This is a genomic window from Streptomyces sp. NPDC041200 (assembly GCF_055591805.1).
The window spans coordinates 733,698-747,181 of record NZ_JBVIZF010000002.1 but is presented as its reverse complement, the minus strand read 5'-3'; the positions used below and the strand labels follow the sequence as shown (position 1 = coordinate 747,181).

Here is a 13,484-nt window from a genome sequence, read left to right as displayed (position 1 = left end):
TGTGCCTGTCTGTTGCCTTCCCGTCCGTTCTGCCCCACCCGCCGTGTCCGTACGTCGCGTCGGTACGACCTTCACTACAAGCTTCAGTACGGCCTTCAGTACGACTTCGGCAGCCCCAGCGTCTGGTGGGAGACGAAGTTGAGGATCATCTCCCGGCTGACCGGCGCGATCCGCGCCACCCGCGCCGCCGTGATCAGCTTCGCCAGCCCGTACTCCTCCGTCAGGCCGTTCCCGCCCAGCGTGTGCACCGCCTGGTCCACGGCCTTCACGGCCGCCTCCCCGGCCGCGTACTTCGCCATGTTGGCCGCCTCCCCGGCGGCCGCGTCGTCCCCCGCGTCGTACAGGTACGCCGCCTTCGCCATCATCAGCCGGGCCAGCTCCACTTCGATGTGCGCCTGGGCGAGCGGGTGCGCGATCGCCTGGTGCGCGCCGATCGGCTCCTTCCACACCTGGCGGGTCCGCGCGTAGTCCACCGCCTTCGCCAGGGCGTGACGGCCCATCCCGAGGGCGAACGCCGCCGTCATGATCCGCTCCGGGTTCAGCCCCGCGAACAGCTGCGCCAGCCCCGCGTCCTCGTCGCCGACGAGCGCGTCCGCCGGGAGCCGCACATCGTCCATGACGACCTCGAACTGCTTCTCGTTCGCGGCCAGTTCCATGGGGATGTGGTGGTACGAGAAGCCGGGGGTGTCGCGCGGGACGATGAACAGGCAGGGCTTGAGCTTCCCCGTCCGCGCGTCCTCGGCGCGTCCGACGATCAGGGTGGCGTCGGCGATGTCCACGCCGGAGATGAAGACCTTGCGGCCGCTCAGCACCCACTCGGCGCCCTCGCGGCGGGCCGTGGTGGTGATCCGGTGCGAGTTCGATCCGGCGTCCGGCTCCGTGATGCCGAACGCCATCGTCACGCTGCCGTCCGCCAGGCCCGGCAGCCAGCGGGACTTCTGCTCCTCCGTGCCGTACCGGGCGATCACCGTGCCGCAGATGGCGGGCGACACGACCAGCATGAGTAGCGGGCAGCCCGCCGCGCCCAGCTCTTCGAGCACGATCGACAGCTCGGCTATGCCGCCCCCGCCACCGCCGTACGCCTCCGGGAGGTTGACGCCGAGGTAGCCGAGCTTGCCGGCCCTCGTCCACAGGTCGGGGGTGGGGGTGCCGAGGCTGTCCCTGCCGAAGGCCGCCACGGCGGCGCGGAGGTCGGCCTGCTCCGGGGTGTCGACGGGCGTGTGCGCCTGGGCCTGGCTCATGTGCGGCTCCGTTGGGGGTTCGGGGTGGTGGGTTGATGCGCGGCGGTGGGTTCTTCCTCCTCCTCCGCCGCGACGACCGCGAGCAGTGCCCCGACCTCGACCTGACGGCCCTCGGCGGCGTGCAGCGCGGTGAGCACCCCGGCGGTGGGGGCCGTCACGCGGTGCTCCATCTTCATCGCCTCCAGCCACAGCAGCGGCTGGCCCGCCCGCACCTGGTCGCCGACGGCGATGTCGGCGATCCGCACCACCGTGCCGGGCATGGGCGCCAGCAGGGAGCCCGGTGCGGTGCGCGCGGTGGGGTCGGGGAAGCGGGACAGGGGGATGAGGGCGTACGAGCCGAGGGGCGAGTCGACATATACGCGGTCGCCATATACGCGATCGTCGTGGCGCGAAACGTCGAATGTCCGCCGGAGCCCTTCCACTTCGAGCACGACATGGTGCGGGGTCGCCTTCAGCAGCCGCAGGTCCGGGAAGCCTTCCGTGACGAGGCCGTCGCGGGTGAGCCGGTAGCGGACCTCGCGCTCGGTGCCGTCCGGTGTGCGGTACGTCTTGATCTGCGGCCGGGACGGTACGTTCCGCCAGCCGCCGAGGCGCCCCGCCACGGTCGCGGGCCGATCCGACGCGTCGGCCAGCGCGGCGGCCAGCGCGGCCAGCGGCAGGCCGTCCGTATCGCCCTGGGTGAGGGCGTCGAGGTGGCGTTCGAGGAAGCCGGTGTCCATGCGTCCGGCCTCGAACTCCGGGTGCCGCAGGGCCCGTACCAGCAGCTCGCGGTTGGTGGCCGGGCCGTGGATCCGGGCGCGCTCCAGCCCGTGGGCCAGCCGCCGCAGCGCCTCGGCGCGGGTGGGGGCCCAGGCGATGACCTTGGCCAGCAGGGGGTCGTAGTGGACGCCGATCACGTCGCCGTCCTCGATGCCGGAGTCCACGCGCAGGCCTGTGGCAGTCAGGCCCGTGGCGGTCAGGCCCGTGGCCGGGATGTCCAGCCGCCGCATCACGCCCGCCTGCGGCTGCCACCCCCGGCCCGGGTCCTCCGCGTACAGCCGCGCCTCGACCGCGTGACCGCTCGGGGACGGGGGCTCGGCGGCCAGGGGCCGGCCCTCCGCGACCCTCACTTGCAGGGCCACCAGGTCCAGCCCGTACACCTCCTCCGTCACCGGGTGCTCGACCTGGAGGCGGGTGTTCATCTCCAGGAAGTACGCCCGGCCCGCCGACGAGACCAGGAACTCCACGGTGCCCGCGCCCTCGTAGCCGATGGCCCGCGCCGCGTTCACCGCCGACTCCTCCAGCAGGTGGCGCAGTTCGTCGCCGAGCCCCGGCGCCGGGGCCTCTTCGACGACCTTCTGGTGGCGGCGCTGGAGCGAGCAGTCGCGGGTGCCGAGGGACCAGACGGTGCCGTGGGTGTCGGCCAGCACCTGGACCTCGACGTGCCGGGCGCCCTCGACGTACGGCTCGACGAACACCTCGCCGTCCCCGAAGGCGGACGCCGCCTCCGCGCGGGCGGAGGTCAGTTCGGCGGCGAGCGCGGCCGTGTCGCGGACGACGCGCATGCCGCGGCCGCCGCCGCCCGCCGCCGCCTTGATGAGGACGGGCAGGTCCTCGGCGGTGACCTCGGCGGGGTCGAGGGAGTCGAGGAGCGGCACGCCCGCGTCGCGCAGAAGTCGCTTGGCGCGGGCCTTGGAGGCCATGGCCCGCATCGCCTCGGGCGGCGGCCCGACCCACAGCAGCCCGGCGTCACGGACGGCCTGGGCGAAGGCGGCGTCCTCGGAGAGGAAGCCGTAGCCGGGATGGACGGCGTCGGCGCCCGCCGCCAGAGCGGCCTTGGTCAGCAGGTCGCCGCGTAGATAGGTGTCGGCGGGGGCGTCGCCCGGCAGCCGTACGGCGGTGTCGGCCTCCCGTACGTGCGGGGCGTCGGCGTCCGCGTCGGAGTGCACGGCGACCGTGGCGATGCCGAGTTCGCGACAGCTGCGGATGACGCGGCGGGCGATCTCGCCGCGGTTGGCGATGAGGAGGGAACGGATCACGGACATCACGGCGGGGTTTTTCCTCACATCCGGAAGACGCCGAAGCCACCGCGCGCCCCCTCGACGGGCGCGGTGTGGAGGGCGGAGAGACAGAGGCCGAGGACGGTGCGGGTGTCGCGCGGGTCGATGACGCCGTCGTCGTACAGCCGCCCGGAGAGGAAGTGCGGCAGCGACTCGGACTCGATCTGCTGCTCGACCATCGCGCGCAGGGCGGCGTCGCCGTCGTCGTCGTACGGCTGCCCCTTCGCGGCGGCGGACTGGCGGGCGACGATCGACAGCACCCCGGCGAGCTGCTGGGGGCCCATGACGGCGGACTTGGCGCTGGGCCAGGCGAAGAGGAAGCGGGGGTCGTACGCGCGGCCGCACATGCCGTAGTGGCCCGCGCCGTACGAGGCGCCGATGAGGACGGAGAGGTGCGGGACGCGCGAGTTGGAGACCGCGTTGATCATCATGGCGCCGTGCTTGATGATCCCGCCCTGTTCGTAGGCGCGGCCGACCATGTAGCCGGTGGTGTTGTGCAGGAAGAGGAGCGGGATGTCGCGCTGGTTGGCGAGCTGGATGAACTGCGCGGCCTTCTGCGACTCCTCGCTGAACAGCACCCCCTGTGCGTTGGCCAGGATGCCGACCGGATAGCCGTGGAGCGTGGCCCAGCCCGTCGCCAGGCTCGCCCCGTACAGCGGCTTGAACTCGTCGAAGTCGGAGCCGTCGACGATCCGGGCGATCACCTCGCGCGGGTCGAAGGGGACCTTGAGGTCACCGGGGACGATGCCCAGCAGCTCGTCGGCGTCGTACTTCGGCGGCTCGGCCGGGCCCGGATCGGGGTGGGCCTTGCGCCAGTTGAGGCGGGCGACGACACGGCGCGCCTGGTGGAGGGCGTCGGGCTCGTCGGTGGCGAAGTAGTCGGCGAGCCCGGAGGTGCGGGCGTGCATGTCGGCGCCGCCGAGGGATTCGTCGTCGCTCTCCTCACCGGTGGCCATCTTGACCAGCGGCGGCCCCCCGAGGAAGACCTTGGACCGCTCCTTGACCATGATCACGTGGTCGGACATCCCCGGGATGTACGCGCCTCCGGCGGTGGAGTTGCCGAAGACGACCGCGACGGTGGGGATCCCGGCGGCGGACAGCCGGGTGAGGTCGCGGAAGATGGCGCCGCCGGGGATGAAGATCTCCTTCTGCGAGGGGAGATCGGCACCGCCGGACTCGACGAGGCTGACGACGGGGAGCCGGTTGACGCGGGCGATCTCATGGGCGCGCAGGATCTTCTTCAGCGTCCACGGATTGCTGGCGCCGCCCCGTACGGTCGGATCGTTGGCGCTGATCAGGCACTCGACGCCGGAGATCACCCCGATGCCGGTGACGACGGAGGCGCCGACCGGGTAGTCGCTCCCCCACGCGGCGAGCGGGGACAGCTCCAGGAAGGGCGTATCGGGGTCCAGGAGGAGTTCGACGCGCTCCCGGGCGAGCAGCTTGCCGCGCTTGCGGTGACGCTCGGTGTACTTCTCACCGCCGCCCGCGAGCGCCTTGGCGTGTTCGGCCTCCAGTTCGGTGAGCTTGGCGAGCATCGCCTCGCGGTGGGCCGTGTAGTCGGCGCCTGCGGGGTCGAGCGCGGACGCGAGCACGGTCAAAGGAGTACCTCCGGTATGTCGAGGTGGCGTGAGCGCAGCCATTCGCCGACGGCCTTGGCCTGCGGGTCGAAGCGGGCCTGCGCGGCGACGCCCTCGCCGAGGAGGCCGTCGACGGTGAAGTTGAGGGCGCGCAGATGCGGGAGTTGGTGGCGGGTGACCGGCAGATCGGCGGTCTCCGGGAGGAGTTCGCGGAGCCGGTCGGGGGTGAGGGTGTGCACCAGCCAGCGCCAGGCGTCGTCGGTGCGCACCCAGACGCCGATATTGGCGCTGCCGCCCTTGTCGCCGCTGCGGGCCCCGGCGACCAGGCCGAGCGGGGCGCGGCGGGTGGGGCCATCCGCCAGGGGCGGGGGCAGCGGCGGTTCGTCGGCGGGCGTGAGGGGCTGCGTGTGCGGGGCCGGGGGGATCGCCTTCCGCGTGCCGTCCGGCGCTACGGCAATGTGCGGGACTGCGTCCTGCGGAACGTACGCCGCCTCGAACACCCCATACGGGGTGGCCTTCCCGGGCGGGGCGGTGAGGTGGAAGCCGGGGAGGCTGGCGAGGGCCAGTTCGACGGCCGCGCCGCTGACCGCCCGCCCCACGGTGTCGGGGTCGCGGTCCCGCACGACGAGCCGCAGCAGGGCGCTGGCCTCCTCCTGGACCTCCGCGTCCCGGTGGTCGGTGCGGGCCAGCGTCCAACGGACCTCGGCGGGGCGGCGCTTGGCGAGGGCCGCCTCCATCTGGTCGCGTACGAGGGCGGCCTTGGCGTCGATGTCCAGCCCGGTGAGGACGAACACCACCTCGTTGCGGTGCCCGCCGAGCCGCGTCAGCCCGGCCTTGAGGGTCGGCGGCGGCGCCTCGCCCCGTACGCCGTCGATCCGCACCCGGTCCGGCCCGTCCTGGGTGAGCCGTACGGAGTCCAGGCGGGCCGTGACGTCCGGCCCGGCGTAGCGGGCGCCCGCCGTCTCGTACAGCAGCTGGGCGGTCACGGTGCCGACGGTCACGGCGCCGCCGGTGCCGGGGTGCTTGGTGATGACGGCCGCCCCGTCCGGGCGGATCTCGGCGAGCGGGAAGCCGGGGCGGCGCGGGTCGTCGATCTCCGTGAAGAACGCGTAGTTGCCGCCGGTCGCCTGCGTCCCGCACTCCAGCACATGCCCGGCGATCACGGCCCCGGCCAGCGCGTCCCAGTCGTCCGCCGCCCACCCGAAGTGCGCGGCGGCGGGCCCGGTGACGAGCGCGGCGTCGGTGACCCGCCCGGTGACCACGATGTCCGCCCCGCCGAGCAGGCAGGCCGCGATCCCGCCGCCCCCGAGGTAGGCGTTGGCGCTGACCACGCCAGGGCCCCAGTCGCGCGCGCCGAGCAGATCGTCGCCCTCCACGTGCGCGACGCGCACCGGTATCCCGAGCCGCTCCGCGAGCGCACGGACGGCGTCGGCCAATCCGGCCGGGTTCAGCCCGCCCGCGTTGGTGACGATCCGCACGCCACGCTCGACGGCGAGCCCGAGGGTGTCCTCCAGCTGCCGGAGGAAGGTGGTGGCATAGCCGCGCGAGGGGTCCTTGGCGCGGTCCCGGCCGAGGATGAGCATGGTCAACTCGGCGAGATAGTCCCCGGTCAGCACATCGAGCGGCCCGCCGGTCAGCATCTCGCGCAGCGCGTCGAAGCGGTCGCCGTAGAAGCCGGAGGCGTTGCCGATGCGGAGGGGTTGCGGCGCGGTCGTCGCACCTGCGTCATTCATATGCCCCCTCCGGCGGCTGGGCTTCCGCCTCCCAGGCGGGGCCCGCGCGGCTGCCGCCCTCGGCCCGGCGGCCCCGCGAAGGCCTGGGCGATGTCCAGCCAGTGGTCGGCGTCCGGGCCCTCCGCCCGTACGGCCAGGTCGTCGCGGTGGGCGCGCTGCGTGGCCAGGAGGCAGAAGTCGAGCGCGGGGCCGGTGACCCGCTGGGGCGCGTCCTGGGGGCCGTACGCCCAGATCTCGCCGTCCGGAGCGGTGAGTTCGACGCGGAATTCCTCGGCGGGCGGCTCCAGGCCGTGCGCCGCGTAGGCGTAGCCCCGGGCCCGTACGCCGATGCGGGCCACATGCCGCAGCCGGGTGGTGGGGGTACGGCGCACGCCCAGCGCGTCGGCCACGTCCTGACCGTGCGCCCATGTCTCCATCAGCCGCGCCGTCACCATCGACATGACGCTCATCGGCGGCCCGTACCACGGCAGTCGGGAGCTGGGCGGCTGCGCGGCGAGCACGCGTGCCAGCCGCTCCCGCCCCTCCCGCCAGCGCCGCAGCAGCACGGCGGGCGGGTCGGCCGCGCCGCGCTCCGCGCCCTCGTCCACGAACCGATCCGGCGCGGCAAAGGCCTTCCGCACCTCCTCGGCGAACCCCTCGGAATCCTCGGCCGCCTGCACGGCCCGCGCGTCGGTCCAGGCGAGGTGGGCGATCTGGTGCGCGATCGTCCACCCGGCCGCAGGTGTGGGCGTACCCCACACCTCGGCGGGCAGCCCGGCCACCAGACCGTCCAACTCCTCGCCCTCGGCGTGCAGTTCGCCGAGCAGAGCTTCCGTATCAGACACGCGGGACTCCCGGTCGTGATGCGACGGTGCGGAGCGTCGAGAGTGAGCGTGGCAGCGCCACAAGAAACAATCAAGCGTGCTTGCATTATTTTTGACGGCCGGGCGGTTACTACCGCTTCGCGGGATCAGATCCGCGTTAGCCGGAAGTTAGCGGGACGGCAGCCCTTCGGTAGCGCCCCCGACCAGAGTGGTTGACGTACCGAGGAGACAACGACACAACTGCCCCTGGGGGACCCGCAATGAACGCCAACACCACCGCCCGCACCGTTCGCCGCCGCACCCTGCGCGTCGCCGCCGCGGCCCTGATCGCCGCCGCCGGTCTCAGCCTGACCGCCTGCTCCGGCTCGGACACCGCTGGCCCGAAGCCCGCGGCCGCCGCCGAGTCCTCCTCCGCCGGGACCCAGGGCTCCGATGCCAAGATCGACACCAAGGCGGGCAAGGCGGCATCGCCGTCCCGCACCCAGAAGCTGGTGGACGGGAGCACGGCCAAGATCTACAAGCTCGGCGACCAGCACTACCGCCTCAAGATCGTCAACGACGGTGCCGAACTGGCCACGCTGGAGGCGAACAAGCACGACGCCGGTCTCGACGCCAACGGCATGTACGTCGTGCTCACGTTGGGCGGCGAGGTCCGCTCCTGGATGGGCGGCGAACACCAGGGGCCGGGCACGTTCAAGCTCGCGGGCGGCTGGAAGGCCGAGGTCACGAAGGTCGGCGAACTCCACTACCGTGCGAAGATCTACGGCTTCGAGGGCGAGGCCGCCACGATCGAGGCGAACCAGAAGGACGCCGGCCTCGACGCCAACGGCAGCTCCATCGTGCTCAGCTCCGGCGGCGTGATCAGCGCCCACGAGTAGGGCCTGCCCCGCTGCGCTGAGTGGAGCCGCCTCGGGCGGCTCCACCGGCTCGGCGCTTCCCTCACACCGAGCTCTCGATAGGCCGTGTGCCGACTCCGATCCGTCTCCGCACCTGGTTCACGAAGTGGAGCGTCTCGTCGGCCTTCTCCGAGTCGCCAGTCTGGCGATACAGACCCGCGGCGAGCTCCAGGTTCTCCAGAGCCTCGGTGTTGCAGCCCTGCTGGAGAAGCGCGTACGCGAGGCTCTTGAGCTCGTCGGCCAGACCGTAATCGTCCTTGCTCTCGATGAACGCTTCCAGGGCAAGGGTGTGCAGCCGTATGGCCACGTTCCACTTGCCCTGCCGCTGACGCACCAGGCCCATGTTGCCCAAGGTCATCGCCTCACCACGGCGGTCTCCCAGACGCCGGAAGGTATCGAGTGCCTCTTGCTGCGCGGTGAGGGCCGCTTCGAACTCTCCGGCGGCGGTCAGTGTGCCGGCGAAGTTGGACAGCTCGATCGCCCTCTCATGAGGGATGAGCAGGCCGTCGGCCATGTCGAGCGCGCGCTTGTGCAGTTCCACGGCCTTATCGGCCTTGCCGGCGTCGCGCGTCGCTTTGGCGAGGCTCCCCAGTGCTTGGGCGTGACCGCGCAGGTCACCCTGCTTGCGGAAAATCTTTGCGGCTTTACGGAGGGCGCGGGCAGCCTCCTCTGCGCAGCCCATCTCGGTCAGCGTCTCGCCAACGTTGCTCATAGCCTTCGCCACTCCGGTCTGATCACCGGTGCTCTTGAACAGCTGTGCGGCTTCGGCATGGGCCGCCACGGCCTGATCGAATGTGCGTTGCTCGTGGAGCGAGAGCCCGAGGTTGTTCAGCGCGCTGCCCAAGGCTTGGCGCTTCTTCAGCTTCCGGCAGATCTTGATGGCCCTGTTGTGTACGCGAACCGATTTACGCAGCTTGCGCATGTCGCGAAGCACCACTCCGAGGGAGCTCAGAAGAGAAGCCTCGCGATATCGGTCCTTCCGCCTGCGACTCGCTTGGATGCCCGCGGCCAGCACCCGCCCGGCATCCTCCATGTAACGCATCTCCATCAGGAATTGGGCGACAGGAATTGCCAGAGCCCCGCACATCAGGTCGTCGTCAGCCGAGCGAGCCCAGAGGGTGGCCGCGACCAGACTGTGCCGTTCGGCCTCCAGCCACTGCAGCGCCTCGGCCCGATCGGTGAAGAGGGGCTCCGTCGTGGAGGGATGTGCCCCGGATTCGAAGAGCTTTTCCGTCGCCAGGGTGGTCACCTTGTGGAAGTAGGCGAGCAGGCGCATGAGACCTTCGCCCCAGGAGTCGCTACCCGACCTCAGCCGCTCCCTGGAATAGAGGCGCACGAGACCGTGCTGCTGCCAGCGGCCGTACGGTTCCCGCGCCTCGACCAAATGCCGACGGGCCAGCTCCAGCAGGAGCCGTTCGGCTTCCCGAACGTTCTCTCCGTACAGCTCGGCCGCCGCCTCGGTGGAGAAGTCGGGTCCGGGCTGTAGGGACATCAACCGGAAGAATGTGGCCTGCTCTTCGGTGAGCTTTCGGTACGACAGTTCGAGGGAAGCCGTTACGGCGCGTTCTTCTCGGCTCAGTACAGCAAGTCTGGAGTGTGCTTTCTCAAGGTCCCGGCGCAGGTGGGCCAAGGGCCGGGTCGGCACGTCCACGAGCAGGGACGCCAGGATGTGCAAGGCCAGCGGCAGACCGCCGCACAGCGTGACGAGCCGGTCGGCCTCGCCATCCTCGGCCGTCACCCGTGAGTCCTCGGGCAGAGCCGTGCGGAGGACACCGCCCAACAATTCCCGCCCCTCGTCAGTGGGTAGCTCCCGCAAGGTCACTGCCAGGGCGCCCAGCTCCGCGAGGGAGTGCCGCGAGGTGATGAGCGTGGCCGTGCTCCCATCACTCGGCAGTAGATGGCGGATCTTGTCAGTGGCCGGTACGTCGTCCAGGACAACCAGGACACGTAGCCCGGCAGCGGCCAGTGCGCCGAGCGCGGAGCAGTAGATGAGCGCGCGTTCCTCGATACCGGGAGGGATGCGTTCCGGGGGGGATGCCCAGCGCCCGCAAGAGGGTGCCGAGCGCCCGCTTCGGTGACACCCTGCGCTCCGCGTCGTAGCCGTGCAGATCGGCGAAGAGAACCCCGCCGGGGAACCAGCCCTCTTCTCGCAGCGCTCGGTGAGCCGCTTGGAGCACCAGTTCGGTCTTCCCCATCCCGGCGAGGCCTGCCACGGCTACAGTGCCGGTTGTCTCGTCCGCCGCTGCCGGGGCCAGGGCCGCGAGGGCTTGTTCCAGCTCGGGGCGGCGTCCCGCAAAGGACGCTGACTGTCGCGGAAGTCCGGCGAGCGCGGGGTCCGGGCGGTCCGGGAGCGTCACGTTGATGGTCCGCCCCTGGATGACCACGCTACAGACGACTGGTCCGCTGATGTGGTTCTCGGTTCTGTCCGTCATGCCCCAGCCTCCCGGTGTCGGGCGACGGCCCTGGTGAAGGCGAGCACCTCCGCGGTGGTGAACGCGCCCTGATTTTCCTCGGTGACCACGTACCCGACCTCGCGCCAGGCATGGAAGAAGGCGGGGTCGATGCCCATGTCGACCCCGCGCTCCGCCATGTCCAGCAGCATGTTGTCGAAGTACTCCTTGGTGAGAGGAGCAGGCTCATCGGCGTCAGGGTCGAAGAACAGCGGGTCGTCCAGCCCTGGCTCACGGCCGAATTTCTCTCGGAAAGCCTCCACTTGAGCCTGGAGACCTTCCTTCAACTTCTGCCCATCGAGGGTGTCAGTCGAGATCCGCACCTCGGAACTGCCGTCCGCGTTCCAGATGCGCTCGACAGGCCGGTCCGACCCGCGACGCATGGCTGTCGTTCCACCGGACTTCTTACGGACCTTGTGCAGCACTGCCTCACGCACGGCATCACGCCGCTCGGCCCACCGCTCGTCCGACTCCTCGTCCGTACCATCTGTACCGTCGGTGCTGTCCGTCTCCTCGATGTCAGCGGCACTCCCGCGCGCTGCGGCGCTCAGCCGCATTCTGGCGTGCATGCCCGCCCAGTCCAGCATGTCCGGGGTGATCGCTGCTTCCCCCGTGGACACCATCGGAACGCCCAGCTCGAAGGCGAGTCGTGGCAGGGCGAGACCGGGAGAACTCGTCCAGAGCAGGGCTTCCGAGGGGATCGACTCGGTGAAGGCAGGTTCGGCAAAGAGATGCCCGAGGGTGTCGGCGACGGACAGCTTCAGTTCGGGGGCGACGAGGAGAATGTCGAGCACCGGCACCAGCGCCGATGTCTCGTTCAAGGAAAGAGCCCACACACAGGCATGTTTGCCCGCGTCCTCCAAGAACTCGCCGGGCTTCGCCATGAGCGCCGCGTACAAGGCCGGAAGCAGCATCGCGGATTCCTCTTTAACCGGCAGCCCGGCGTCATGGAACCGGCGCAGCCCGTCGCGGAGAACGGCTTGCGGCGTGTCGTCGGCCCACGGCTCCTCCGCCGCGTTCTTCCAGAATCGCTTGACCCGCTTCTTCGCGTTCTCCGGCGGGTCAGGGAGCCGCAGATCCGGAGATGGCCCGCAGACCGCGCGGCAGCCCTGCAAAGCCGCCTCGGGCAGTAGCCGACGGGGCACATGTCGCTGATCGAGACCGGCAGCTTCGAGCCGGCCGGTGAGGGCCAGCATCAGTTCCCCGTCGTCCACCGCAAGGCCCAGTTCCTCGCTGGCCGCGACAGCCTCGCGGACGAAGCGCTGGATGCCCTTCTCGTGCACGGTGCCGTGCAAGAGGCGCAGCCACGCGTCGCGCGCGTTGGCGAACTCGAACTCGTCACCGAACCACTTGGGCCAGACCGTCCCCAGGAACAGCACGTCCAATGGGTCGATTTCCTGGTGCCAGACCGGATCGGTTCCCTCCCGCTGTGCGTGTCCCAGCGCCAAGTAACCGAACGCATAGGCACCGGCCAAGCTGAGCTTCCCCGGTGAGTTCGAGCGCAACAGTCGCTCGAGCGCCTCCTCACCCCGTGCCCGTGGGTCGGCACTGCCTATGACTCCGTCTGGGGCGGCCGGAGCCGCTCCCCGTGTCCGCTGTTCCTGCTTCTTCCTCGATGCTTTGCCCATTTCGCCTTCCCCGCAGACGACCAGCCGGTCGGACCGCTACGGCCACTTCTTCTCGATACGGTCCTCATAGACGGCATAGATCGCCGCCTCACCGCGTGCCACCGCCCGGTAAATGGCCGCCTGTTGGCCGTGGAAGCGCCGCACCTTGTCCACGATCAGCAGATCCTTCTTGCTCAGATAGAACAGCGGCTTGTCACCGTCGGCGAGAGCGCCGCGCTCATGTGCGCGGTAGCGGATGCGTTCGTCCTGGGTCAGCAGAGCCCACCCCTGGCCCAGTCCGTGAGCGATCCACTCCTCATCCGGAACGTGCTGCCCGTCGTCGGCGTAGACCTCGCTGAGGTGGCGGACCAGCCATCCGGCCTCCCGCAACAGGGCGACCGTACGGCGTCCCAAGGAACGGTCGGCGAGGAACTCAGGCGGCCCGTCGGCGGGCGGTTCGGCAGATCGATTCGACCTGGTCACGTGTCAGCCCGTACTCGTCCGCGACCGCCTCCAACGGCTCCCCGGCCTCCCACAGGGAGACGATCGCGTCCACCTGGACCTTGTTCTCCGCGACGACCGGTGCGCCCCAGCCGAAGCGGGGGTCGATGATCACAGGGGCGACGTCCGGGTATTGCCGCAGGCGGAGCTGGTAGGGGTATTGATCGCCGCTCTCCCACGCGATGTAGCGCAAGTAGCCGGTGATGACTTCCCTGATGGGGCGCTGACCGTCCCGGGCACGCGCCAGGTCGCCGTCCGCGTACTCGACGAAGATGTCCACTCCGTCGGTGGCGATCCGCCGGGTGGCCAGCCCGTACTCGTCGCCGAACGCCAGGCGCACCGCTTCGGCCGCCTCGCGGATCTTGGGCATGCTCAGGTAACCGCGCAGCGACCGCAGCACATACGCTTCGACGATCGCGACGAACGGGATCGAGGGCCAGCCGCGCTTCACCGGCTGGACGCCGTGCACCAGTGGGGATCCGGCGGCGCTCTCGTGGTGCAGCCAGCGCTGGAGCGTGCGGTCGGGAATGTCCAGGTGCCGGGCGGTGTCCTGGACGCTCAGAAGCGCGTCGCTGAAGCGATCCACCATCGCCGGTACCCTCCCGTTGCTGACCGTATCCGAACACAGCGCCTG

General features: G+C 70.7%; 11 protein-coding genes. 1 reads left to right on the top strand and 10 read right to left on the bottom strand.

The window, feature by feature from the left end; translation table 11 throughout:
* Positions 1-95 precede the first annotated feature (95 nt).
* Genes ACZ6CL_RS08610 through ACZ6CL_RS08590 form a run of 5 tightly spaced genes read right to left on the bottom strand, consistent with a single transcriptional unit; the run spans position 96 to position 7,417 of the window.
* Positions 96-1,241 (bottom strand): acyl-CoA dehydrogenase family protein, encoded by a 1,146-nt coding sequence (locus ACZ6CL_RS08610; protein WP_468932844.1) that lies wholly within the window; start codon positions 1,239-1,241, stop codon positions 96-98.
* Positions 1,238-3,265 (bottom strand): acetyl/propionyl/methylcrotonyl-CoA carboxylase subunit alpha, encoded by a 2,028-nt coding sequence (locus ACZ6CL_RS08605; protein WP_468932841.1) that lies wholly within the window; start codon positions 3,263-3,265, stop codon positions 1,238-1,240. Before ACZ6CL_RS08605 ends, ACZ6CL_RS08610 begins: the two co-directional genes overlap by 4 nt.
* A 17-nt stretch (positions 3,266-3,282) precedes the next feature.
* The gene (locus tag ACZ6CL_RS08600) at positions 3,283-4,881 is read right to left on the bottom strand and encodes an acyl-CoA carboxylase subunit beta (RefSeq protein ID WP_468932838.1); all 1,599 of its coding nucleotides are present in this window, start codon (positions 4,879-4,881) and stop codon (positions 3,283-3,285) included.
* A complete protein-coding gene (locus ACZ6CL_RS08595) occupies positions 4,878-6,593 on the bottom strand; it encodes an acyclic terpene utilization AtuA family protein (protein ID WP_468932837.1) in 1,716 nt (571 codons plus the stop codon). The genes ACZ6CL_RS08600 and ACZ6CL_RS08595 overlap by 4 nt, the downstream gene beginning before the upstream one ends.
* Positions 6,590-7,417 carry a TIGR03084 family metal-binding protein gene (locus tag ACZ6CL_RS08590; RefSeq protein WP_468932834.1) on the bottom strand — a complete coding sequence of 276 codons (828 nt, stop codon included), beginning with the start codon at positions 7,415-7,417 and terminating at the stop codon, positions 6,590-6,592. Before ACZ6CL_RS08590 ends, ACZ6CL_RS08595 begins: the two co-directional genes overlap by 4 nt.
* Positions 7,418-7,656: 239 nt before the next feature.
* Between ACZ6CL_RS08590 and ACZ6CL_RS08585 the strand changes: the two genes are divergently transcribed.
* Positions 7,657-8,274, top strand: a complete 618-nt coding sequence (locus ACZ6CL_RS08585) for a hypothetical protein (RefSeq protein ID WP_468932832.1) — start codon at positions 7,657-7,659, stop codon at positions 8,272-8,274.
* A 61-nt stretch (positions 8,275-8,335) separates the two neighbouring features.
* Here the strand turns inward: ACZ6CL_RS08585 and ACZ6CL_RS08580 are convergent, their stop codons facing one another.
* The 5 genes from ACZ6CL_RS08580 to ACZ6CL_RS08560 form a co-directional block, all read right to left on the bottom strand.
* Positions 8,336-10,030 (bottom strand): tetratricopeptide repeat protein, encoded by a 1,695-nt coding sequence (locus tag ACZ6CL_RS08580; protein ID WP_468932829.1) that lies wholly within the window; start codon positions 10,028-10,030, stop codon positions 8,336-8,338.
* Between the two features lie 172 nt (positions 10,031-10,202).
* Positions 10,203-10,724 carry an AAA family ATPase gene (locus ACZ6CL_RS08575; RefSeq protein WP_468932826.1) on the bottom strand — a complete coding sequence of 174 codons (522 nt, stop codon included), beginning with the start codon at positions 10,722-10,724 and terminating at the stop codon, positions 10,203-10,205.
* Complete coding sequence (locus ACZ6CL_RS08570) at positions 10,721-12,217, bottom strand: hypothetical protein (protein ID WP_468932823.1); 1,497 nt, start codon at positions 12,215-12,217, stop codon at positions 10,721-10,723. Before ACZ6CL_RS08570 ends, ACZ6CL_RS08575 begins: the two co-directional genes overlap by 4 nt.
* A gap of 189 nt (positions 12,218-12,406) precedes the next feature.
* On the bottom strand, positions 12,407-12,739 hold the full coding sequence (locus tag ACZ6CL_RS08565) for a PIN-like domain-containing protein (protein ID WP_468932821.1): 333 nt from the start codon (positions 12,737-12,739) through the stop codon (positions 12,407-12,409).
* A 43-nt stretch (positions 12,740-12,782) separates the two neighbouring features.
* The gene (locus ACZ6CL_RS08560) at positions 12,783-13,439 is read right to left on the bottom strand and encodes a DUF433 domain-containing protein (RefSeq protein WP_468932818.1); all 657 of its coding nucleotides are present in this window, start codon (positions 13,437-13,439) and stop codon (positions 12,783-12,785) included.
* Positions 13,440-13,484: the final 45 nt, after the last annotated feature.